Source organism: Lysinibacillus sp. NPDC058147 (assembly GCF_042884205.1).
Lineage (GTDB): Bacteria > Bacillota > Bacilli > Bacillales_A > Planococcaceae > Lysinibacillus.
On sequence record NZ_JBHVUJ010000011.1, the window covers coordinates 49,988 to 74,542 of the forward strand.

Sequence of the window (24,555 nt, forward strand, 5' to 3'; positions counted from 1 at the left end):
AGTGATAGTAATGATTGATATAAGGGAAATAAAGACAATCGAACGACTAGAGCAAGTTCAGCAATTGGAATATAACGTTTGGGGCATGCCATCTATTCCAATTCATCAAACTTTAACAGCTGTGAAAAATGGCGGTATCGTTGTTGGTGCCTATGATGGTGATCAATTAGTTGGCTTTAGCTATGGCTTTTCGGGATTTCGAGAGGGCAAAAGTTATTTATGTTCCCATATGTTAGGGATAGACGAAAATTACCGCTCCCAAGGAATAGGTGAAAAACTAAAATATGCCCAGCAAGCTATTGCTATTGAACGAGGCTATGATTTAATGGTGTGGACCTTTGATCCGCTGGAAACACGAAATGGTTTTCTCAATCTCTCCAAATTAAATGGTATTTGTTATACGTATATAGAAAATTGCTACGGTGAAATGCAGGATGGCTTAAATAAGGGACTCCCTTCAGATCGTTTTGAGGTGTGCTGGTATATCACCTCTGATTACGTAAGTAAAAGTGTTTCAATAGATGCAACTGATGCCATACGAGTGGCAAGTTGTGTACCAAATGAACAAGGCTTTCCATGCTTAAAAATAATTGAAAATTTAAAATATAACGAAGATTTATACACATTGCCTGTACCGAAGGATTTTCAAGCATTGAAGCTGCAAGATCCAACATTAGCATTGGACTGGCGTTTTAAAACGAGATATTTATTACAACGATTATTTGCACAAGGTTATGCGGCAGTTCAATTGCAGCAGCAAGAACAATACAACGAGTACGTTCTCGTAAAATTAGAAACTTTAGGTTTGGAAGGAGCAAATGAATATGAAGATTGCAGAAATTACAATTAGACATTTAAAAATGAAATTAAAAGAACCATTTACAACTAGCTTTGGCACATTTGATGATAGAGATTTTTTAGTTTTAGAGGCAAAGGATGAAGCTGGAATAATCGGTTGGGGAGAATCTGTAGCATTCCATTCACCTTGGTACAATGAGGAAACATTGCAAACGAACTGGCATATGCTAGAAGATTTTTTAATTCCTCTTATTCTAAATAAAGATCTTCAACATCCGGATGAGGTCAATGATTTATTTAAACCGATTCGTAAAAATAATATGGCGAAATCAACGATAGAAGGTGCTATTTGGGATATTTATGCTCAACAGACGAATCAATCACTGGCAGCTGCACTCGGTGGCAAAAAGGACAACATTGAAGTAGGAATCAGTATCGGTATTCAAAAATCAATCGAGGACTTAGTAGCGTTAGTAGATGGTTTTGTTAAAGAAGGCTATAAACGAATGAAAATCAAAATCAAGCCAGGTTGGGATGTAGAAGTAATGCGTACATTACGTGAAGCGTTCCCCGATGTGGCATTTATGGCAGATGCGAACTCAGCTTATCGTCTCGAAGATGCTGAAACACTCAAGCAACTAGATGCTTTTAATTTAACGATGATCGAGCAGCCATTGGCGTCAGATGACATCATTGACCACGCAGCATTACAAAAATTAATCGATACGCCAATTTGCTTGGATGAAAGTATCCATTCGTTAGAGGATGCACGTAAAGCGGTTGAGTTAGGCAGTACCAAAATTATTAACATTAAAATTGGACGTGTTGGTGGCTTAACAGAAGCGAAGAAAATACATGATTATTGTGAAGCAAATAACATTCCGGTTTGGTGTGGCGGCATGCTGGAGTCTGGTATTGGTCGTGCACATAATGTGGCATTAACTACATTATCGAATTTTATTTTACCTGGAGATACTGCAGGCTCAAGTCGTTATTGGGAAAAAGATATTATCGATCCAGAAGTTGTAGTAAAGGACGGCTATATTGAAGTGCCCCAAAAAGCGGGTATCGGTTATGAAGTGAACAGGGAGACAATCGATTTATTCACAGTAGCGCAGAAAACATATAAATAGCGTGACCTGAGTAGTACAAGAAGTATATTTCGTTAGGAAGCCTATGAATATAATTGATTAGATAAGCAGGTGTTCTATGAAAAAAAGTTGGCAAATAGGTGGCGCATTTGTAGGATTAATTGTTGGTGCTGGCTTTGCATCAGGACAAGAAATTATGCAATACTTTACGAGCTTTGGCCTTTACGGTATAGCGGGGGGAATTGTTGCAACAATCGCATTTGCCTTTTTAGGGATGAGTCTAGCGCAATTAGGAGCGGATTCACAAACGACATCCCATAAAGAGGTTATATATCAAATTGGTGGACGTTATGTTGGGGTTATATTAGACATTGTCATTACATTCTTCTTATTTGGTGTGGCGGTTGTTATGTTTGCTGGATCGGGGTCAACATTCGAGCAAATGTTTAATATAAATGCGATGATTGGCAGTATTTTTATGGTAATCGTTACGATTTTGACATTGCTATTAAATGTAAAAAATATTATTAATATAATAGCTTTAGTGACACCATATTTAATGGGGATCGTTTTTATTATTTTAATATACTCCATTTTTACAATGGACTTAACAATTGCAGAACAGAATGTGTTAGCTAAAGAGCAAACATCTGCGGCTTCAAATTGGATATTGGGCGCACTTCTCTATGTATCTTATAACATAGCTGCTGGTACTGCGATGTTAATTGTAATGGGGGGAACAGTAAAAGAGCGTAAGATTGCTGGTTTAGGCGGTCTTCTTGGGGGCTTAATGCTCGGTGTTTTAATCATACTTATTAATATTGCTTTGTTCGTTAAAATGGATGTAGTTGGTGGGGCAGCAATGCCAACATTAGAGCTAGCAAAACAAATTCATCCTGTAGTGGGTATTTTAATGTCTATTGCTTTGTTAGGCATGATGTACAATACTGCTGTTGGGATGCTTTATGCATTTACAGTACGTTTTATAGCGCCTGACCATCAATATTTTAAATTAGGCATTGTAGCCATTGGTTTAATAGGCTTTTTCGCAAGCTTAGTAGGGTTCACGACATTAGTTGGAAAGGTTTATTCGACAATGGGGTATTTAGGCTTTGCATTAATCATTGCCATCATCATTTCATGGCTACGTAAAATACCAAAGGCTTCATAACCATGTTTTTGAGATTCTCTAGTGTTTATATACAGCGCTAGGGAATTTTTTTTGATTTTAGTAATGAAAATAAGGTGGAAATCATACAGTAATTGTATGTTTGATAGCCTTTGGTGATTTATAAAATTCTGCTTTATGTAAAATAAATTCTCGTAATTTTAAATAATATCTATCTAGATGCTAGACACTAATTTTTGCGAATGCTATATTAATGATGTCATAGTTTTTTTATAATTAAGAAAAATCAGGTTTCATCACCAGGAGATGGGATGGCATTTTGCTAAAACATATGCCATGTGCGTAAGTTGATTGGAGTGGAGGCTGGGCGACTCCTCGGGGCTCATCGGACGCCCCCAGGAAGCTCTGCTCTGTGCGAAAGCGTAGCGTCAGCAACAAAGCGCCCAGCCGGAACGGAAATCAACCACACATTTTGATGATGACCTAAAACTTTTTCTAATTATAAAGAGTAATGGAGCAAAGAGTTATAAGAAGGATGATAGATCTATGGTAAAAAAAACGTTAAAACAACGCATAGTTGACGCTTCTGTAGTGCTATTTCAGCAAGATGGCTATCACAACGTAACTGTTGATCGCATTGTTGAATACATTGGTGCATCAAAGGGTGGGTTTTATCATAACTTTAAATCGAAAGATGAACTGTTGTATGAAATTCACGATGTATTTATTTCATATGTTATTAAACAGTCACAGGAGGCATATGACAAATACGATACGCCGATTACACGTTTATGTGCAATGCTGCGAACACTAACCCAAGTATTTGATATGTATCAAGCACATATTACTGTTTTTTATGAGGAAAGTCGTTCATTGTCAGAGGAATATAGTGAAATTATTCATAAAAAACGAGATCAATATCGGGATATTTTACAAAAAGTCATAGCGGGAGGCCAGCAAACAAAGGATTTTCGCACAGAACTACCTTGTACTATTGTAACGATGGCTATTGTTGGGATGATTAACTGGACATATAAATGGTTTAAACAATCAGGTCCATTAACAATGGAGGAAATTACAGAAGTATTTACGGATATGGTGTTGCGTGCGATTGTCACTGAACAAGCAATGGAAGAAGCGGTTCAATTTATGGTCAAGGAGAAGCCAGCAGAAGGAAGAGACTGGTTTTATTAATATTTAAAACAAACCGACTAGTCGGTATTAACTTCTTTCAATGAATGTCCAAACACCCGTTGAAATAAATAAAGGAACTCAGTCTAAGAACGCCACGTTCTGTGGCAATTTATCTGTGCGAAAGCGAAGCGACAGCAACACGGTTTTATCTGTGCGAAAGCGAAGCGACAGCAACAACACACGACTGAGTGACCAACATCATGCTGCTGACGCTGCGTTAGCACTACGCTTTCGCGCAAAAAACATCTGCCGCTGGCGCTACGCTTTCGCGCAAAAAACATCTGTTGGGCAAAGCCTCTGGCAGATGTCACGGAATCGGAAAGTAGTTCACAAAGGATGTTAGCCTAATATCATCGCTTCCATGCGATAACGGCTAACTGACCTGCATCGGTAAAAGCGCCACGTCCTGTGGCATTACCGAAATGACCGACATCGTGTCGGCCCTCACGCAGGCTCAAGCACAAAGCCGATTCCGGACGCAATTATATGCCGAGGCATAATTGATTTTTTGAACTATCATCTGAACGAAATCCGCTATGGCACATTAAACATTAGGGGGACTGGGGATGAACTTTGAACTAACGAAAGAGCAAGCGATGATTCGAGACATGGTGCGTGATTTTGCTGAAAATGAAATTAAACCGTATGCTCGTGAGGTTGACGAGACATCGACGATGAGAATAGAGAGCTTTAAAAAGATGGCAGAGCTAGGCTTACTAGGTATTCCGTTCCCTGAAGAGTACGGCGGTTCAGGCGGAGATACTGTTTCTTACGCACTTGCTGTTGAAGAAATCGGTCGTGCGTGTGGCGGCACAGGATTAAGCTATGCAGCAGCAGTAAGCTTAGGTGCTTCGCCTATTTATAATTTCGGTACAGAGGAGCAAAAGCAGGAATGGCTTGTTCCGTTAGCGAAGGGGGAAACATTAGGGTCGTTTGGTCTAACAGAGCCCAATGCAGGTTCAGATGCTGGTGGGACACGTACAACAGCCGTAATTGATGGTGATGATTACATCATTAATGGTGAAAAATGCTGGATCACAAATGCTGGCCATGCACGTCAAATTATTGTGACAGCAGTGACAGGTAAACGTGAAGATGGTAAAAAAATTATCTCAGCTATCATTGTACCGACTAATACTCCTGGCGTAACGATCAACTGCAATTACGACAAAATGGGCGTACGTGGCTCCAATACATGTGAGATTATTTTGCAAAATGTTCGTGTACCAAGAGCTAATCTTTTAGGGGATGAAAAACGAGGATTTAGTCAATTTTTAAATACTTTAGACGGTGGGCGGATTTCCATTGCTGCATTATCTGTAGGAATTGCACAGGCAGCTTATGAGAAATCATTAAAATATGCAAAAGAACGTGAACAATTTGGTGCACCAATATCAAAACTTCAGGCAATACAATTTAAATTAGCCGATATGGCAATGGAGATAGAGCTTGCACGTACGTTAGTACATAAGGCGGCATGGCTTAAAGATCAAAAGAAACCATTTGGGAAGGAAGCCGCAATGGCAAAATTATTTGCTTCTGAAATGGGCTTCCGTACTTGTAATCAAGCCATTCAAATTCACGGCGGTTCAGGCTATATGAAAGAATACGACGTAGAGCGTCATCTGCGTGACATAAAGTTAATGGAAATCGGTGAAGGAACATCTGAAATTCAACGTCTCGTTATTTCTCGTTTAATAGGCTGTTAATCATCTTAAATAGCATAAATAAGGGGGATTTTCATGGCAGAACTTGTGTATCAAACTATTGGTCAATTGCTAGATGAACAATCTGAAAAGTATCCACAACGCGAAGCATTAGTGTATGCAGATAGGGATTTACGGATGACCTATGAGGAGCTCAATCGGCAAAGTCGTTTAGTTGCTAGAGGGTTGATGGCTCTTGGAATAGAGAAGGGCGAGCATATTGCAGTATGGACGACTAATGTCCCAGAATGGGTACAGCTGCAATTTGGTACAGGTAAAATGGGAGCTCCAATCGTCACTGTCAACACTAATTATCGCTCAAGTGAATTGGAATATTTATTGAAGCAATCTGATGCAAAAACGATTATTTTAATTGAAAATTATCGAGGCCATTCTTTTCTGAATACACTGCAAGAGTTATGTCCAGAGCTTGAACATTGTGAACCAGGTAATTTGCAATCAAAGCGACTACCTTTATTGAAAAATGTTATTTTAATTGGCGAGACAAAATATCCTGGAGTTTTAAACTGGTCCGATGTTTTATCTGCTGCAGAGCAAATAACAGAGGAGCAATTAGACCAAAGACAGCAAACACTTCATTATGATGATGTTATTAATATCCAATATACGTCGGGAACAACAGGTTTTCCGAAAGGTGTTATGTTAACACATTATAACTTAGTCAATAATGCGATTAATATTGCAGAATGTATGCGTTTAACTTATGAAGATCGCTTGTGCATCCCTGTCCCATTCTTCCATTGCTTTGGCTGTGTAATCGGAACATTAGCGATTACAACTAGTGGTGGGACGATGGTGCCAGTACAGGAATTTTCACCAACTGAGGTACTACAAACAGTTGAAAAAGAGAAATGTACAGCGTTACATGGCGTACCAACGATGTTCATTAGTGAACTTAATTTACCGAATTTTTCGTCTTTCAATCTATCAACATTGCGTACTGGAGTAATGGCGGGCTCTAACTGTCCTATTGAGGTGATGAAGGCTGTTATCGACAAAATGGGTATGAAGGATATTACTATCTGTTATGGGCAAACAGAATCTTCACCTGTTATTACACAAACGAGAACTGATGACCCGCTATTGTTAAAGGTAGAAACGGTTGGCCGTGCATTACCTAATCTGGAAGTTAAAATCGTCGTTCCAGGTACAAATGAAGAGACTGCGCCGAATGAGCAAGGCGAGCTATGTACAAGAGGTTACCATGTCATGAAAGGTTATTATAAAAACCAAGAGGAAACGCTTCTTGCAATTGACGAGGATGGTTGGCTGCACACTGGGGATTTGGCAACGATGGATGAGGCCGGCTATATACGTGTAACAGGACGCTTAAAAGATATGATTATTCGTGGCGGTGAAAATGTATCTCCTCGAGAAATTGAAGAATTCCTTTACAAGCACCCGAAAATTGCTGATGTACAGGTTGCGGGCGTCCCTGATCCTGTTTTTGGAGAGGAAGCGGCAGCTTGGATCATTTTGCGTGAAGGAGAGCAGGCGACAGAGGAAGAAATTCGGGATTATTGTCGGGATAAAATCTCTAGACATAAAATACCACGACATATTTTCTTCATCGACGACTATCCAATGACTGCATCAGGAAAAGTTCAAAAGTATAGATTACGAGAGAGTTTTCTTCCAACAGTGAAGTAAGAAGGGGGCCGGTGTTATGTTCAAGAAGGTTTTAATTGCAAATCGTGGAGAGATAGCAAGGCGTGTTATAAGAACATGCAAACGACTAAATGTTCAAACAGTTGCGGTGTATTCCGAGGCAGACGCTGAAAGTTTACACGTTAAAGATGCTGATGAGGCGTTCTGTATCGGAAAACCACCTGTTGCGCAAAGCTATTTAAATATTGATCGTATTCTTGAAGTGGCGAAGGAAAGCGGTGCTGACGCTGTTCATCCCGGCTATGGTTTATTATCAGAAAACGCTGAGTTTGCTAAACGTTGTACAGAGGCGGGCTTAGTTTTTATTGGACCTAGCGCAGACGTTATTGCTTCGATGGGTAGTAAATTAGAAGCCCGTAAAACAATGAAGGCGGCTGGTGTACCAATCGTTGAAGGCGTAGAGGCACCGGTGAAAGATGTAACAGAAGCTATTGAAATTGCTTCCCGTCTAGGCTATCCGATTATGTTAAAAGCTTCTGCTGGCGGCGGGGGTATCGGAATGCAACTCGCAGAAAATGAAGAGGAATTGGCAAAAGCCTTTGAAGGAAATCAAAAGCGTGCACAGTCATTCTTTGGTGATGGCACGATGTATATGGAACGATTTATTGCTAATCCTCATCACGTCGAGGTACAAATTATTGCGGACCATGATGGTAATGTCGTACCGCTATTTGAACGTGAGTGTTCAATTCAACGCAGAAATCAAAAAGTAGTTGAGGAAGCACCCTCTCCTTTCATTTCTGAAGAAACAAGAAGAAGTATGCTAGATGCATCAGTCAAGGCAGTGGAGCATATTGGCTATGTGAATGTTGGAACGATTGAGTATTTAGTAGATGCAGAGCAAAACTTTTATTTCTTAGAGATGAATACTCGTCTACAGGTGGAGCATCCAGTGACCGAGGAAATTACAAAGCTGGATCTTGTAGAGGAGCAATTAAAGATTGCGGCTAAACAACCATTAGCATTTACTCGCGATAGCATAGAAAGAAAAGGGCATGCGATTGAAGTACGCATCTATGCTGAAAACCCATCGACCTTTTTCCCTTCCCCAGGCACAATTACGACTTTTGAATTACCTATAGGTGAAGGTATTCGCCATGAATGTGGAGTTGAGGCTGGCACTACGGTAACACCTTTTTACGATCCTATGATTAGCAAATTAGTAGTGTGGGGAGAAACACGATCAATTGCGTGTGAAAGACTTATTGAGGCACTTAAAGCGTATAAAGTAGAAGGAATTCAAACAAATATTCCGATGCTGTTAAAAACAGTTACACATGAACAATTTTTAAAGGGCTATACAACGACTAAATTTGTAGATGAATTTTATCTACCTCAATTAGCAGAGACGAAATAAATAAAGGCATTCGCACTTAAATATTAGTGCGAATGCGTTAACCGTACATTCAAACACTTGGAGGGATTTACAATGGCAACAGTTAAAGCGAGCATGGCAGGAACAGTATGGAAAATCGTTGTAGCAGAGGGCGAGAAAGTGACAGCAGGACAAGATGTTGCAATTTTAGAGTCGATGAAAATGGAGATTCCTATTGCCGCTGAAGAAGATGGCGTAGTCACAAAAATCATTGCGAACGAAGGGGATTTCATAAACGTTGACGATGATATTTTAGAAATCGAATAAGGAGGCTTCTTTATGCAGCTACCAAAGCATGTAACGTTAAAGGAAGTAGGTCCTCGTGACGGTTTGCAAAATGAGAAAATACATCTTGCAACAGTCGATAAAGTACAGCTAGTGAATTTACTTAGCCAAACTGGATTAAATTATATCGAGGTAACGTCTTTTGTGCATCCTAAGTGGATTCCGCAGCTGGCAGATGCAGTGGAGGTACTTCAAGCGATTAAACGCCAAACAAATATTACGTATGCGGCACTAGTACCTAATATGCGTGGCTTAGAACGTGCATTGCAGGCTGAAGTAGATGAAGTGAGCGTTTTTATGTCGGCAAGTGAAAGCCACAATCAAAGCAATATAAATAAAGCGATTAATGAAACATTTCCGATATTAGAGGAAGTAGTTATAGGGGCAAAGGCAGCACATAAAAATGTCCGAGGCTATATCTCAACGGTGATTGGGTGTCCATATGAAGGCTACATACAACCAGAAAAGGTTTTGCGAGTAACAGAAAAATTATTAGAAATGGGTGTCGATGAAATTTCGCTTGGTGACACGATTGGTATTGGTGTACCGACGCAGGTGGAAAGTCTTTTAGAAGAATTGTTAAAAAGATACCCTGCTGAAAATTTTGCGATGCATTTTCATGATACACGTGGCACGGCACTAGCGAATATTGTTCAATCTTTAGAAATGGGAATTACGAAGTTTGATAGCGCACTTGGTGGGCTTGGAGGATGTCCATACGCCAAAGGAGCATCAGGTAATGTAGCCACGGAAGATTTATTGTATTTATTAGATGGAATGGGTATTAACACGGGTGTAGAACTGAATAAAGTGCTAGAGGCGGCGCTATTTATTGAACAGAAACTAGGGAAGGCAGTTGCCTCTAAACAAATGGCGATTGCCCGTAATGAAAGGAGTACGAGTCAATTATGACGCAACTCGTTCGTTTTGAATTATTAGATGGTTGCATTGGGCTTATTACACTTTCCAGACCTGAAGCTGCGAATGCAATGTCTGTACAATTACTCCAAGAATTGAGCACGACACTCGACAACATAAATGGTGATCCAGCAGTGCGAGTCGTCCTACTAACAGGAGCAGGGGAAAAAGCATTTTGCGCAGGAGCAGATTTAAAAGAGCGTAAAGGGATGCTGGACCGACAAGTAAAGCAGATTGTGCAGTTAATCGGAGCAACAGTAGCGAAAGTAGAGGCACTCGCGCAACCAGTTATCGCTGTATTAAATGGTGTTGCTTTTGGTGGAGGGCTCGAACTTGCGTTAGCCTGTGATTTACGTATTGCAGCTGCACATACAAAGATAGGCCTTACAGAAACCTCTCTCGGCATCATCCCAGGGGCAGGAGGCACACAACGACTTCCGCGACTAATTGGCATTGGAAAGGCGAAGGAATTAATTTATACAGCACGTCGATTAAATGCAGAGGAAGCAAGAAGCTACGGTATTGTAGAGTATGTTCACGAGGGACATGAAGTACTTGAAAAGGCTCAGCAGCTTGCGCTCGAAATGGCAAAAAATGCTCCGCTTTCTTTAGTACAAGCGAAAATCGCAATGAATCAAGGTGTTGAAGTAGATTTAGCTACTGGTTTAAAAATCGAATCACTTGCATATAATGCTCTGATTCCTACAGAAGATCGATTAGAGGGCTTACTAGCTTTCCAGGAAAAGCGAACACCGCAATACTCAGGGAAATAAAGGCTCTGATGAAGGATTTTGAATGGTTTTAAAGTAGGATTCTACAAAAATAAAATCCAAGCACATCATCAAAATTTGGGGCTATATTTTTTAAAAGTATGCCACATGTATAAGTTGATTGGGTTGGGGGATCAGCGATATAGAGGAACGAAGGCTAAAAGCATCACGTCCTGTGATAACGCCTTCGTGACCAACAGCGTGTTGGCCCAAGCTGCTCATCGGACGCCCCCAGGAAGCTCTGCGCGAAAGCGAAGCGTCAGCAAAAAAGCGCCCAACCAGAACGGAAATCAACCCCACACTATGGTGATGAACAGATTATTGTAATGTAAGGAAGAAGTTATTCGAAGTGCTATCGCAATTATGCTAAGGCGTAACCGATTGGGCAAAAGGAGGAATTTAAAATGAGCAATGTACCGACAGAAAATACGACTAAAACAATGAAGGAACAAATTTTAGCAGGTGGTCTGCCAAAATATCACGATAAAAATGCACAACAAGGAAAGCTATTTGTACGTGAACGACTCGAATTATTATTAGATGATGGGCTGCAATCAGAGGATGGTTTGTACGCGAACTGCCTAGCGGGTGACTTACCGGCAGATGGCGTTGTAACAGGAATCGGTAAAATCCATGGCCGTACTGTTTGTGTTTTAGCAAACGATTCGACGATTAAAGCTGGCTCTTGGGGGAAACGTACAGTAGAAAAAATGATTCGTATTCAAGAAACAGCAGAAAAGCTAAATTGCCCATTACTGTATCTAGTCGATTCAGCAGGTGCGCGTATTACAGATCAATTAGAAATGTTCCCTGGACGAAGAGGAGCAGGACGTATTTTTTATAATCAGGTAAAGCTTTCAGGTAAAATTCCTCAAATATGCTTACTGTTTGGACCTTCGGCAGCAGGAGGTGCATATATCCCTGCGTTCTGCGATATTGTAGTGATGGTAGAGGGCAATGCATCGATGTATTTAGGATCCCCACGTATGGCAGAAATGGTAATAGGCGAGAAGGTAGATTTGGAAACAATGGGTGGAGCAAAAATGCATTGTTCTGTTTCTGGTTGCGGAGATGTGCTTGCTAAAACGGAACAGGAAGCGATTTCCTATGCTCGTAAATATTTAAGCTATTTCCCAAACAACTATGCAGAGCGCAGTAAGGTAGAGGCTCCAAAATCACCAGCGGCATTTGAGAAATCGATTGAGGAACTAATACCAAAAAATCAAAACGTACCTTTTGATATGTATAAGTTAATTGAACGTATTATTGATGAAGATTCGTTTTGTGAAGTAAAGAAATTATTCGCTTCAGAATTAATTACAGGACTTGGACGCATTAATGGGCAACCCGTTGGAATTATCGCCAATCAACCGCGCGTAAAGGGGGGCGTTTTGTTCCACGATTCAGCTGATAAAGCGGCAAAGTTCATTTCACTTTGTGATGCGTTTAATATTCCGCTTCTTTTCCTTGCAGACGTACCAGGCTTTATGATTGGTACGCAAGTTGAAAAAGCTGGGATTATACGCCATGGTGCGAAAATGATTTTTGCCATGAGCGAGGCGACCGTTCCTAAATTAACAGTCATTGTTCGTAAGGCATATGGTGCAGGGCTGTATGCGATGGCAGGTCCTGCTTTTGAGCCAGACTGCTGTATTGCGCTATCCAACGCGCAAATTGCTGTAATGGGCCCAGAAGCTGCGGTCAACGCAGTATACGCAAATAAAATTGCTGAACTCCCAAAAGAGGAACAGGCAAACTTTATTGCAGAGAAACGTAAAGAATATCAAGAGGAAATCGATGTCTATCGTCTAGCTTCAGAGATGATCATTGACGATGTTATTGAGCCAAATGATTTAAGAAAAGCACTTGAATCACGTTTAGAGCTCTATATGTCGAAATATTTATTATTCTCAGAACGAAAGCATGGGGTAAATCCAGTATAAAGTTTGAAATAAAGCTGTCTCAGTTTAATTGAGGCAGCTTTTTTGTTATCAATTTTTTATTAAAATTTGTTTGTTTATCTCTTTTCTAATTGAACCTGGACATACGTATAGTATAGGGGGACAAAGTACTCCTAATGTGCTGGTATGCTTTAAAACGCTTTCCCCATCTTATTATTACCACTTGCATGGTGCGGTGGGGCATATTAAAATTGTGAAAGGATACAGGGAAGTAGGTGGTGTAGGCATGACAAAAAATAATATACAAGGTAATGCCAAACTACCATTACCTTATCGTTCATTAATAGATACATATTATTTACCAATCAAAATAACAGGTTGGATATTTTTTTGTATTTACTCCATTATAGCTTTTTATAAACTGGTCATTGATCGTCTAGTCAATGTAGTCATTATTTTAATTAAAGACGAATATTCTTTTGATGAATTAGGGTTGTTTGATTATAGTGACTGGCGATTAACTACAAATTTTGTGCCCTTTGATACAATCCTTCGCTATATAAATTACTCTCAGTATTTTAATTTTGATATCATTATCGTTAATTTACTCGGCAATTTATTAATATTTACCCCAATGGGCTTTTTACTTCCATTATTATCGAAAAAGTTTCGTAAAGCTAGGACAGTTATTTGTGCAGGTTTTTTCTCTAGCTTAGCGGTAGAAACTATCCAATTTATTTTTACAGTTGGGTCAGCAGATGTAGATGATTTAATTTTAAATACACTCGGAGCATGGCTTGGTTACTTAGCTTATAAAAGTATACTTATTAAACCTAAAAAAGATAGATAGAAACAGTCCTTGCCAAAGGGCTGTTTTTTAGTGGTGAATTAACACCATTTATAAAGTGATAATAGTAATAATTTTTATTGAAATTAAATATTACAGTAATAAATGAACGAAAAAACAAATTCTGGTATAGGTCTTAATGCCTGATTCGTCGAAAATGGATTATTCGATTAGGAGCTTAGTATTGATTTACCTCTTGAATTTAATAATGAAAATTCCGATAATTAGGGTACAGAAACTATTTCAGAGAAGAAATTATCATATCTATTATTTAACTTGCATATTAAATAAGAAAGCCGAGGTGAATCTATATGAAACTATCAAGTTTAATAGAACAAGAAAGAATTTCATCACAGTATAATCGTAAAAAGATTTTACAGCGAAAACAAGCGGGTGATGCATATCGAAAAAACTCACTGTATTTTCAGCCAAAGAAAAATCCGTTATTGCTTGAGCTAGAAAATTTACTTTTAGGGCATACAGATCAAGAACTCTATGAGCAACAAAAAGAGGAATCCAAAGAAGTCACGCCTCAACAACAAGCAATCATTCAAGATTTGCAAAAAACGAAAAAGAATGCGCTTGCTCATGAGCAATTGCAAAATCCTGAAACTCTTGAGAATTCCCAGCTAGAGCATGTAGATGAGGAGACGTTACAAATTTTAGATCAGGTGAGGAATACAGCGCTAACACCCGCGCAGCCATCACCACAAGATCTACGTGTAGCGGTAAGTGCAAATGCTCAAATACAAAGAATGCAAGCACAATTAAATGGTCAAGAGCTATATGAAAGTGAACTAGATGAGCCTGCCTTTGTACGTGAAGTAATTGAAGTTAAAGTTCCAGAACGTTTTTCGAAGGAATTGAAATTAAATCCATTTGCGGATACAATTTTCGGTAAGAGTTATGCGGAGGCATATAAGGCGCGAACATTTAAATACGCTTCTGAAAAATATGCCACTCATATTCAAATGGCGAAAGACGGCTATCGACCAGGAAATGACCCTATGTTCTCCATGATAGCCTAATGCTGCAGATAGGAGTTTTTATACATGGCTAAGGCAAAACATGCGAAAACGAATGCTATAAGATTATTGGAGCAACAAAAAATACAGTTCGAAGTAATTGAATATGAGACTGGCGACGGCCAAGTTGACGGAATTTCAGTTGCCGAAAAAATTGGTCATCCAGTTTCCCGTGTTTTCAAAACATTAGTAGCGAAGGCAAGTGCACAAAAGCTTTTTGTATTTGTTATTCCTGTAGCAGATGAGCTTGATTTAAAAGCTGCTGCAAAGGTTGTAGGAGAGAAGAAAATCGACATGCTCCCTGTCAAGGAGTTGCTCGGCTATACAGGCTATGTACGAGGCGGATGCTCTCCAGTCGGCATGAAGAAGCTTTATCCAACTGTCATCGACGCGTCGGCTCAAGAGCAAGGAAAAATTATTGTGAGTGCCGGAAAAATCGGCATGCAAATCCACGTTCAGCTAGATGATTTAGTCGCTGTGACAAAGGCAAAGCTTGCACCAATTACCACTACCCAAGGATGATAAACTGGGTAGTTTTTTTATTTAGGTTGTCAGGAAGTAAGAGTAGGATTTTTATAGAAAATAAGGTACTGTTAGAGCAATATTATACATCGGGAGAAGGATGGAATGAGGAAAATTACGGGGTGGCGTTGGACGTTTTTTATTGGTGGCTTAATAGTGATGTCACTTGGAATTACAATGTCCATTAAAGGGAAAATCGTAGGAACGAGCCCTTGGGATGTGTTGCATGTGGGTTTATTTCAGAATTTAGGTTTATCAATTGGTACTTGGTCTATTTTAACAGGGCTATTAATTGTTGTTTCAACCTCAATTGTTTTACGAGAATGGCCAAAAATCGGGACATGGCTCAATATGCTACTTATCGGATCTTTTATAGATGCTTTTAATTGGCTATTGCCGTCAACAAATATTTATGGCTTACAAATAACTTATTTTGTGGTAGGTTTAATTGTTTTAAGCTTTGGCTGTGGTATGTATATTGCACCGAATATGGGGGCAGGGCCACGAGATACATTAATGATGATTCTTGTTGAAAAATTTGGCGGAACGATTAAAACAGCACGAATGGGTATCGAGGTGCTTGTAACAATTCTTGGCTGGTTACTCGGAGGTCCTGTTGGCGTTGGTACTGTGGTCATTGCTTTAACATCAGGCTATATTGTGCAATATTCGTTACCTTATTGTCGAAAGGTATTAATGAAGTGTATCGGCGATATAGAGGACATGAAGCCATTCTATTAAAATAAGAAGCTACTTTTATTTGTAAAAAATAAAAGTAGCTCTTCATTTTTTTTAAGGTCCCTTCATATAATGCAGGGCATAAGATAAAGGGGGATCGAAAATTGAACGGAAATGTGACCTATTATTATGGACACGCACTGACTGGGCAAGGAGTTAAACATTTATATGAAGAAATGATGGATGAGGCTGAATTAGTTTATATTTTACAGGGTGCACCTACGTTTAAAGGATCAGAACTTCTTAAAGAGCTTGGGTATTTTTATGTGAAGCAAGGCTTTGCTGTGGAGTGGTTTAAGCATGCTTTGCTGGAGGATATTGTTGAGGCGGTGTATGTTCAAGGATGTAATCGATTATTTGTATGGTCATCGGGGTGGGGGATTGAACCGATTTTCCTTGGCACAAAGCATCGGGTGATGTCATTTTATGATTGCTTAGAAGAAATCCAGCTTGAAAGGGTTGGCGAACAGCTCGCTGATGCAATGACGGAACGAGAGTCTTGGCGTGAGAAGTGTATTTCGAAGCTGAATAGTGCTATAAAAATCCATGATGATTGGGAAGTAGTCACACAGGGCTGTATGAACTGGCAGGCATTAAATGACCAGGTTGAAAATTTGAAAACAGATGTTTTCCAATCGATCGTCTTAAATAAAACAGGAATACGCACGCATCGCTTACTCGGAACATTGACACCGAGAGGGGCAGAAAATACAGTAGATAGCATAACAAAAAATGTATCTCGAAGATTGATGATCAAAGGAAAGCCAGGTACAGGTAAATCTTCTTTAATGAAAGGTTTAGCAGACGAAGCAAATTCGAGAGGGCTCGATGCGCAAATTATTTGGTGTGGCTTGGATTCAAACTCTGTTGATATGGTTATTATCCCAGAATTGAATTTCTGTATCTTTGATAGTACAGAGCCTCATATCTTTGAGCCTCAGGACGGAAGACTAGGGGATGAAATTTTCGATATAGGGCAACATTGCGCAATTTCACAGGAAGCAGGAGTTCAAATTGAAGATATTCGGGCAAAGTATAAAGAGGCGATGCAGGATGCAATGGGTTATTCGAAGCGTTATGCGGAAGCGGAATATACGGTCCGTCGATTATTAGATAATTGTATATCGTCATCTCTCTGGCGAGAAAAAACTGCCCCACTATTCGAAAGATTAACAAAGTAATTTTTCTAATAGCATCCTTGTGCTACACTAGTAACTAGAATAGTGTTCCCAGGGAAGGATGATACGCTTGTCAAAAGTATTGAATGCATTTTTAGATGAAAACCTAAAAGCCTTACACGATCAAGGCCTATACAATGAAATTGATCCAGTAGAGGGAGCAAACGGCCCAATTATTCAGGTACGTGGCAAAAATCTAATTAATCTATCCTCAAACAACTATCTTGGCTTAGCAACGAATGAAGAATTAAAGCGTATTGCTAAAGAAACAATTGAGAAATACGGTGTGGGGGCTGGAGCAGTCCGTACGATTAATGGCACACTTGATCTACACGTAAAATTAGAGGAAAAGCTTGCTGAATTTAAAGGAACAGAAGCGGCTATCTCTTACCAATCAGGTTTTAACTGTAATATGGCAGCTATTTCAGCTGTTATGGATAAAAATGATGCGATTCTTTCAGACCAACTAAACCATGCATCGATTATTGATGGTTGCCGTTTATCACGTGCAAAAATCATTGCCTATAATCACTCAGATATGGATGATTTACGTGCGAAGGCGAAGGAAGCAAAAGAATCAGGCTTATACAATAAAGTCATGGTCATTACTGATGGTGTATTCTCAATGGACGGTGATATTGCAAAATTACCAGAAATCGTTGAGATTGCGAAAGAGTTTGATTTAATAACATATGTCGATGATGCGCACGGTTCAGGCGTAACGGGTAAAGGAAAGGGTACTGTGAAGCATTTCGGTTTAGAAAAAGAAATCGACTTCCAAATTGGTACACTTTCTAAAGCAATTGGTGTTGTTGGTGGATATGTAGCTGGTAAGAAAAATTTAATTGACTGGCTGAAAGTGCGTTCTCGTCCATTTTTATTCTCAACAGCATTACCACCAGGTGATGTTGCTGCGATTACAGCTGCAGTACAAATGCTGATTGACTCAACAGAGCTTCACGATAAGCTATGGGAAAATGGTGATTATCTAAAAGCCGGTCTTGCTAAGTTAGGCTTTAATATAGGCGAATCAGAAACGCCAATTACACCATGTATTATTGGTGATGAAAAGCTTACACAGGAATTTTCACGTCGCCTATTTGAAGAGGGCGTTTACGCTAAATCAATCGTTTTCCCAACGGTTCCAAAAGGTACTGGACGTGTTCGTAACATGCCTACTGCGGCACATACAAAAGAAATGCTGGACGACGCTCTAGCAATCTATGAAAAAGTAGGTCGTGAACTAGGCGTTATTCAATAAAAAATTGGGCTACCTCAATAGCGAGGTAGCCCTTTTTGAGATTTAGACGGATAGGAAGGTAGAAGTGATGGAAAGAAGGCAGGGCTGCGGATAGAAGAGTCAAAGTGACGGAAAGAAACGTCAAAGTGACGGAAAGAACCAACGAAGCGATGGATAAAAGAGCCAAGGTGACGGATAGAAACATCAAAGTCGTGGATAGAGCAGCCAAAATCATGGATAGCCCCGACAGAGTGATGGAAAGAAGAGTCAAAGCGACGGATAGAAACGTCAAAGTCGTGGATAGAGCAGCCAAAATCGTGGATAGCCCCGATAGAGTGATGGAAAGAAGAGTCAAAGTGATGGAAAGAACCGCCAAAGTGACGGATCGCCCCGCCAAAGCGACGGATAGAATGTCTATAACGACGGAAAGCCCCGCCTCGAAATGCCGAATAAAACAGTCGGAGTGACGGATCGCCACCCCGAAATGCAGGACTGCTTTATTTGAATGTATGACTTTCGCTGCGTTTAGCTGTTCGATACGTTCACCAGTATTAATTCATTAATTATAGGCTCCATCTTTTTTCACCAATGTGATATCACGTAGTCCCTTTATAGATATTGCCCCCGCTAATGCGATAGAAACTTTTAATTCATCATATAAATTCGTCATTACTTTTTCGACTCCTTGCTGACCTTCTAATGCAAGTCCGTAGACGAAAGGACGACCAATGGCAACAGCATCTGCTCCTAAAGCAAGTGCCTTAAGAGCATCCATACCACGATATACACCGCTATCTAAAATAACAGGAATTTGTCCTTTTACAGCTTTCACAATGCTAGGAAGTGCATCAAGTGAAGCAATTACGCCATCCAGTTGGCGGCCACCATGGTTTGATACGATAATACCGTCAATGCCGTTTTCTATAGCTAATTTTGCGTCCTCAGGATGTAAGATTCCCTTCAGTAAAATAGGGAGATTTGAACGGCGCTTTAATTCACGTACATTGTCCCAATTTAACGTTGGATGGAAAACATTTTGCAAAACGCCCTGTACATATGACTCAAATGAATCATCTGGTAAGGAAGCAGTAAAAACAGGGTCATTCATATAGTTTCCTCGTGCATACCCAAGCTTTAATGGTGAAAATTGATTGCGCACATCTTCTTCACGCCAGCCAAGCATGACTGTATCTACAGTTAAAACAATAGCCTCAAAACCAGCAGCCTCAGCTCGAGCGGCCATGCTATAGGCAATTTCCTCATTTGTTGACCAATATAATTGAAACCACTTAGTAGCGGTGGGAGCTGTTTGTGCCACATCCTCGAGTGCATAGCTTGAAACTGTACTTTGAATATAAGGGATTTTTAACTGATCAGCTGCGCGTGCAACGGCAAGCTCTCCATCGTCATGCGCCATTTTGTTCATGCCAACTGGAGCAAATAAGAACGGAGTTGGATGAGCTTTTCCGAACAGTTCAATCGATGTATCAATACTTGAAACATCTTGTAAAAAGCGTGGAACAATAGAGTATTTTTCAAAGGCTGCACGGTTATTTCGTAATGTTTGCTCACCACCAGCACCTGAACGGATGTAACCAAACGGACCAGCTTCCATTTTTTCTGCAACTGCCTTTTCTAAATCTGCAAAGCAAATAGGGAAGGGGGCTTGTGCATTAATATTTTTTAATAGTAGATCGCCATCTGTTTTCTTTGTCATCGTAATCCTCCTACTAATCTTTCTTTAGTTTCGCAGCAACGCGGTTACCTATTGATTGAATACTCTGAACAAGAATGATTAAGATAAACACTGTCGCATACATCACATCGACCTCATAGCGTAAATGTCCATAACGGTATGCGAGATCACCTAAACCACCGGCACCAACCATTCCTGCCATTGCTGTTGCTCCGATAAGACCGATTGTGGCAATCGTTAAACCTAAAATAATGGATGGGCGTGCCTCACGTAGTAAGACATTCCAAATAATATGACGACGTTTAATACCCATTGCTGTATAAGCTTCCACAACACCTGGATCAACTTCTAAAAGTGCAGTTTCCATAAGTCGCGCAATATAAGGCGCTGTATAGACAACAAGCGGCACGATAACACCTTTTACACCAATAGTTGTGCCGACGATTAGCTTCGTAAACGGTAAAATGAAGAATAGTAAAATAATGAATGGTACAGAGCGGATAATATTAATAAATAAATTGAAAAATTGATAGAGAAATTTATTTTCAAACGATTGCCCCGGACGAGTTAAAACGATTAAAAGCCCTAATGGGATCCCTATTAAAATAGAGAAAAACAATGAAATCCCGACCATTTGAAAGGTTTCGATAATAGATTTCCAAATAACATCTGACCAATCTGCAAAGAAGCTTTGAATGCTATTCATTTAATTCGCCTCCTAATTCCTCAACGCTTACCCCGTTTTCTGTAAAATACTTAAGTGCTTTTTCAACGATATGTGACTCACCGTGTAGATGCACGACAATATTACCAACAATGCCGTTTTTTAATTCAATGATATTGGCTGTTAAAATATTTGGTTGAACATCATACACTTTGCTCACTTCTGCAAGTAATGGTTTCCCAGTACTTTCACCAAGGAATGTTAAACGAATAACACTCCCCGAAACATTTAATTGCTCGATAAGGGAAGGCGATAAATTACGTTGAGAAATGGTATTTAAAAACTTTCGGGTCGTTGGATGCTGAGGCTTCGAAAATAGTTCTATAGCAGAGCCATATTCCACAACCTTCCCTGATTCAAGAACAGATACATCATCGCAAATTTTTTGAATAACATTCATTTCATGTGTAATGAGTAAAATAGTGATGCCTAGCTCACGATTAATCTTCAAGAGAAGCTCAAGAATAGCGTCAGTTGTTTCAGGGTCGAGTGCACTTGTTGCTTCATCACTGAGCAAAATCTCAGGCTCTTGGGCAAGGGCACGTGCAATAGCGACACGTTGTTTTTGACCACCTGAAAGCTGGCTAGGATAACTATCTAATTTCTCTGTTAGGCCAACAATTTCTGCATATTTTGCAACGCGTTTTTTCACTTCGGAGTCGTTATAGCCAAGGAGCTTTAATGGTACCGATATATTGTTGTACACAGTCGCTGTTTTTAAGAGGTTAAAATGCTGGAAGATCATCCCGATTTTTTGGCGGGTTTTGCGAAGGTCGTTTAGAGAAAGGGAAGTAATATCTACATGATCGATTAATACCTTTCCTGTTGTTGGACGCTCTAATAAATTGACACAGCGAATAAGGGTACTTTTTCCTGCACCACTATAGCCGATAACCCCATGAATTTCACCTTTTTTGACATGTAAGTTAATACCATCTACTGCTTTGACGATACCTTTTTTAGTTTTAAATTCTTTTGTTATATTTTCTAATTGAATCATACTGTGATATCTCCTTTCTAAGTCCTTCTATAAAGCAAGAATCTGCTAGCTTTCCTGTAGGAGTCTCGCAGATTCTCGATTTTATGAAAGGTTCTTAATCGTTACTTACCAGCTTGGAATTATAGAACCTTTGAATTCCTCTTCAATAAATTTGCGTACTTCATCAGATTGATAAGCTTCAACGAATTTCTTAATAGTTGGGTCGTCCTTGTTTTCAGCACGTACAGCAATGTAATTTACATATGGAGAGTCTGTAGATTCTAAAAGAATGGCGTCTTTTTTAGGGTTAATGCCAGCATCAAGTGCGAAGTTCGTATTAATAGCTGCTACATCTACTTCACTAAGTTGTTTTGGAATTTGTGCAGCCTCTAATTCAATGAATTTCAAATTCTTTTTGTTTTCTTCCACATCGCGGATAGATGCTGTTAAATCTGCTCCGTCTTTTAATTTAATATAGCCCGCCTCTTGAAGGACAAATAGGGCACGTGCTCCGTTTGTTGGATCATTTGGTAATCCGAATGTTGCACCATCAGGAACGTCACCGAATGATTTGTATTTCTCAGAGTATATGCCCATAGGAGTTAAAATTGTTTTTCCAACTGGCACTAAATCTGTATTGTGATCTTTGTTAAAGGCATCGAGGAATGGCTTGTGTTGATAGCTGTTTACATCAAGATCACCCTCGGCTAACGATGTATTTGGTAAAACATAATCAGAGAAAGATTTTACTTCTACCTCTAAGCCCTTTTCTTTGGCAACTTTTGCTGCAACCTCTGCAATTTGCTCGTGTGGACCAGAAGTTACACCTACTACAATTTTATGTTCATTAATAGCCTTACTTTGACTATCTTTACTATCTTCTTTAGTACCGCAGCCTACTAATGCTGCTACCAATGTGAGACCCGCTAAACCTAATAAAAATTTGTTTTTCTTTTTCATGAAACATACCTCCAAAGTTGTGTTTTATCGGTTTGTATAAAAAAACAATTTCGCCTTGGCGTAATTGCCGTACGGATTTTGAATTGTGCTAGCACAATTCAAAATGCCGGAGGCTTTTATCTTCATGTAAATGAAAATAAAAAAAACTCTCTTAAAAAAATTAAGAGAGGCTCATGAAAAAGTGTCCTCTCTTATCTTTCAAACGATGGTCGTTTGCAGGATTTAGCACCTTCCTTAAAAAAGGAGGTTGCCGAGCTTCATAGGGCCAGTCCCTCAGCTACTCTTGATAAGAGATTTATAATATTTTTTTGTAAATCCGATAGAACTAATATAAATTATAGGATATAGTAAGTCAATCGAATTTTTAAAATTTTTTATTTTATTATAATATTTAGTCGCGATAGAATCCGTTAGAAGAAGGGTTAGAGCAACCAAAAAAGAGTGTGAAATAAAAAACTGTTCCCATAGCAAGTTTGAGCAGTTTAATCTACTCAGGTAGGGGGATTGAGATGTTCATGAGCTAAATAAGTTTAATTTTTCAATTCTGCTAATCGCTTCGCGTAAACGGTCTTCGCTAACAAGTAAACCAACCCGCACATAGCCTTCACCATATTGACCGAAGCCATTGCCTGCAGCAACTGCGATATCAGCTTTGTCAAGTAATAAATCGGCAAATTGTTCACTCGTAAAACCTAACGGAACAGGGAGCCATGCAAAGAAAGAGCCTTTCGGAGCTGTTACTTGCCAGCCAATTCGCTGAGCTTCTTCAATCAGGACATTTCGTCGACGCTCATAAGTCGCTCTTAGCTCATCCGCGCAACTTTGAGAAGCAGTAAGCGCAACTGCCGCGGCTTGTTGCACTGCCGGGAATTGACTACAAAATAGATGATCTTGAATAAGGTTAATGGCTGCAACAATATCAGGGTTACCAACTGCAAAACCAATACGCCAGCCCGCCATATTATATGTTTTGGATAATGTATACATTTCGATACCGACATCTTTCGCACCGTCCGCTTGCAAGAAGCTGATAGGTTTATTGCCGTCAAATCCAATTGCCCCGTAGGCAAAATCATGTGATACGATAATGTTGTGTTCTTTTGCAAAGCGTACTGTTTCCTCGAAAAATTCAAGTGTTGCAGTACCACCAGTTGGATTATTCGGGTAATTCAAGTAAAGCAGCTTCGCCTTTTCTTTTACTGCATCGGATAAAGCATTATAATCAGGCAGGAAATTATTTTCTGCAAAAAGTGGCATGACTTCAAAATTAACATCACCTAATACGACTCCGGATAAGTAATCTGGATATCCGGGATCCGGCAATAACATTGTATCACCGGGATTTAATACTGCTAACGGTAGCTCAACAAGACCAATTTTCGTACCACCGAGAATAGCTACCTCTGTTTCAGGATCAATGTCAACATTGAATTCACGTTTGTAGAAGCTTGCTGCTGCTTGGCGTAATTCAGCTATGCCACGAAATGGAGAGTATTTATGATTTTGAGGATTTTCTGCCGCCTCCTGTAATGCTTTAATAATGTGAGGGGGAGTGGGTTGATCTGGATTACCTTGACCAAGATTGATAACATCACGCCCTTCAGCAAGAGCGGCGTTTACTTTTTGTACAAGTGCTGCAAAAAATTGAGTTGGGAGTTGCTGTAGTTTTTTTGAGAATTCCATGCGCGTTCACCTTTTTCAGAATATAATAATTATTAAAGATATGATGCACATAATATTACTTTTTCTGGTAATTGTCTAGAGCCCAATAGTATATGAGGTGAGGAAAA

Annotated in this window: 23 protein-coding genes and 1 riboswitch; of the genes, 18 read left to right on the forward strand and 5 right to left on the reverse strand. The window is 39.6% G+C overall.

What is annotated here, in order from left to right; translation table 11 throughout:
- The first annotated feature begins 10 nt into the window (after nt 1–10).
- From ACFVT8_RS21980 to ACFVT8_RS22065, 18 genes are all read left to right on the forward strand, one after another.
- On the forward strand, nt 11–850 hold the full coding sequence (locus ACFVT8_RS21980) for a GNAT family N-acetyltransferase (RefSeq protein ID WP_387084089.1): 840 nt from the start codon (nt 11–13) through the stop codon (nt 848–850).
- Complete coding sequence (gene menC / locus ACFVT8_RS21985; RefSeq protein WP_387084087.1) at nt 825–1,931, forward strand: o-succinylbenzoate synthase; 1,107 nt, start codon at nt 825–827, stop codon at nt 1,929–1,931. The genes ACFVT8_RS21980 and menC overlap by 26 nt, the downstream gene beginning before the upstream one ends.
- Nucleotides 1,932–2,007: 76 nt before the next feature.
- Entirely contained in the window at nt 2,008–3,060 is a 1,053-nt protein-coding gene (locus ACFVT8_RS21990) for a YkvI family membrane protein (protein WP_387084085.1), read from the forward strand.
- A 504-nt stretch (nt 3,061–3,564) separates the two neighbouring features.
- Nucleotides 3,565–4,212: a TetR/AcrR family transcriptional regulator gene (locus tag ACFVT8_RS21995; RefSeq protein WP_387084083.1), complete on the forward strand. Its 648-nt coding sequence runs from the start codon at nt 3,565–3,567 to the stop codon at nt 4,210–4,212.
- Between the two features lie 566 nt (nt 4,213–4,778).
- The gene (locus ACFVT8_RS22000; RefSeq protein ID WP_387084081.1) at nt 4,779–5,921 is read left to right on the forward strand and encodes an acyl-CoA dehydrogenase; all 1,143 of its coding nucleotides are present in this window, start codon (nt 4,779–4,781) and stop codon (nt 5,919–5,921) included.
- 33 nt (nt 5,922–5,954) lie between these two features.
- Complete coding sequence (locus ACFVT8_RS22005) at nt 5,955–7,589, forward strand: AMP-binding protein (protein WP_387084079.1); 1,635 nt, start codon at nt 5,955–5,957, stop codon at nt 7,587–7,589.
- Between the two features lie 16 nt (nt 7,590–7,605).
- Entirely contained in the window at nt 7,606–8,964 is a 1,359-nt protein-coding gene (locus ACFVT8_RS22010) for an acetyl-CoA carboxylase biotin carboxylase subunit (RefSeq protein WP_387084077.1), read from the forward strand.
- Nucleotides 8,965–9,036: 72 nt separating this feature from the next.
- The gene (locus ACFVT8_RS22015) at nt 9,037–9,249 is read left to right on the forward strand and encodes an acetyl-CoA carboxylase biotin carboxyl carrier protein subunit (RefSeq protein WP_031418413.1); all 213 of its coding nucleotides are present in this window, start codon (nt 9,037–9,039) and stop codon (nt 9,247–9,249) included.
- 12 nt (nt 9,250–9,261) lie between these two features.
- Nucleotides 9,262–10,179 carry a hydroxymethylglutaryl-CoA lyase gene (locus ACFVT8_RS22020; RefSeq protein WP_387084075.1) on the forward strand — a complete coding sequence of 306 codons (918 nt, stop codon included), beginning with the start codon at nt 9,262–9,264 and terminating at the stop codon, nt 10,177–10,179.
- The gene (locus tag ACFVT8_RS22025; protein ID WP_387084073.1) at nt 10,176–10,958 is read left to right on the forward strand and encodes an enoyl-CoA hydratase; all 783 of its coding nucleotides are present in this window, start codon (nt 10,176–10,178) and stop codon (nt 10,956–10,958) included. Before ACFVT8_RS22020 ends, ACFVT8_RS22025 begins: the two co-directional genes overlap by 4 nt.
- A gap of 401 nt (nt 10,959–11,359) precedes the next feature.
- A complete protein-coding gene (locus tag ACFVT8_RS22030) occupies nt 11,360–12,898 on the forward strand; it encodes an acyl-CoA carboxylase subunit beta (protein WP_387084071.1) in 1,539 nt (512 codons plus the stop codon).
- A 211-nt stretch (nt 12,899–13,109) separates the two neighbouring features.
- A complete protein-coding gene (locus ACFVT8_RS22035; protein WP_387084069.1) occupies nt 13,110–13,706 on the forward strand; it encodes a VanZ family protein in 597 nt (198 codons plus the stop codon).
- 308 nt (nt 13,707–14,014) lie between these two features.
- Nucleotides 14,015–14,731 (forward strand): hypothetical protein, encoded by a 717-nt coding sequence (locus ACFVT8_RS22040; RefSeq protein WP_387084068.1) that lies wholly within the window; start codon nt 14,015–14,017, stop codon nt 14,729–14,731.
- A 24-nt stretch (nt 14,732–14,755) separates the two neighbouring features.
- Nucleotides 14,756–15,250: a Cys-tRNA(Pro) deacylase gene (gene ybaK, locus ACFVT8_RS22045; RefSeq protein WP_387084066.1), complete on the forward strand. Its 495-nt coding sequence runs from the start codon at nt 14,756–14,758 to the stop codon at nt 15,248–15,250.
- Between the two features lie 105 nt (nt 15,251–15,355).
- Nucleotides 15,356–15,991: a YczE/YyaS/YitT family protein gene (locus ACFVT8_RS22050; protein ID WP_387084064.1), complete on the forward strand. Its 636-nt coding sequence runs from the start codon at nt 15,356–15,358 to the stop codon at nt 15,989–15,991.
- Between the two features lie 101 nt (nt 15,992–16,092).
- Complete coding sequence (locus ACFVT8_RS22055; protein WP_387084062.1) at nt 16,093–17,169, forward strand: nucleotide kinase; 1,077 nt, start codon at nt 16,093–16,095, stop codon at nt 17,167–17,169.
- 58 nt (nt 17,170–17,227) lie between these two features.
- Complete coding sequence (locus ACFVT8_RS22060) at nt 17,228–18,427, forward strand: glycine C-acetyltransferase (protein WP_387084060.1); 1,200 nt, start codon at nt 17,228–17,230, stop codon at nt 18,425–18,427.
- Nucleotides 18,428–18,531: 104 nt separating this feature from the next.
- A complete protein-coding gene (locus ACFVT8_RS22065; protein WP_387084058.1) occupies nt 18,532–18,873 on the forward strand; it encodes a hypothetical protein in 342 nt (113 codons plus the stop codon).
- Nucleotides 18,874–18,965: 92 nt separating this feature from the next.
- Here ACFVT8_RS22065 and ACFVT8_RS22070 read toward each other — a convergent pair whose 3' ends face one another.
- The 5 genes from ACFVT8_RS22070 to ACFVT8_RS22090 form a co-directional block, all read right to left on the reverse strand.
- Nucleotides 18,966–20,123 (reverse strand): alpha-hydroxy acid oxidase, encoded by a 1,158-nt coding sequence (locus ACFVT8_RS22070; protein WP_387084056.1) that lies wholly within the window; start codon nt 20,121–20,123, stop codon nt 18,966–18,968.
- Between the two features lie 13 nt (nt 20,124–20,136).
- Nucleotides 20,137–20,808, reverse strand: a complete 672-nt coding sequence (locus ACFVT8_RS22075) for a methionine ABC transporter permease (RefSeq protein WP_387084055.1) — start codon at nt 20,806–20,808, stop codon at nt 20,137–20,139.
- Complete coding sequence (locus ACFVT8_RS22080) at nt 20,801–21,826, reverse strand: methionine ABC transporter ATP-binding protein (protein WP_387084053.1); 1,026 nt, start codon at nt 21,824–21,826, stop codon at nt 20,801–20,803. Before ACFVT8_RS22080 ends, ACFVT8_RS22075 begins: the two co-directional genes overlap by 8 nt.
- Before the next feature lie 105 nt (nt 21,827–21,931).
- A complete protein-coding gene (locus ACFVT8_RS22085; protein ID WP_387084051.1) occupies nt 21,932–22,765 on the reverse strand; it encodes a MetQ/NlpA family ABC transporter substrate-binding protein in 834 nt (277 codons plus the stop codon).
- A gap of 188 nt (nt 22,766–22,953) precedes the next feature.
- Nucleotides 22,954–23,058: riboswitch (SAM riboswitch) on the reverse strand.
- Between the two features lie 220 nt (nt 23,059–23,278).
- On the reverse strand, nt 23,279–24,448 hold the full coding sequence (locus ACFVT8_RS22090; RefSeq protein WP_387084049.1) for a pyridoxal phosphate-dependent aminotransferase: 1,170 nt from the start codon (nt 24,446–24,448) through the stop codon (nt 23,279–23,281).
- Nucleotides 24,449–24,555 lie beyond the last annotated feature (107 nt).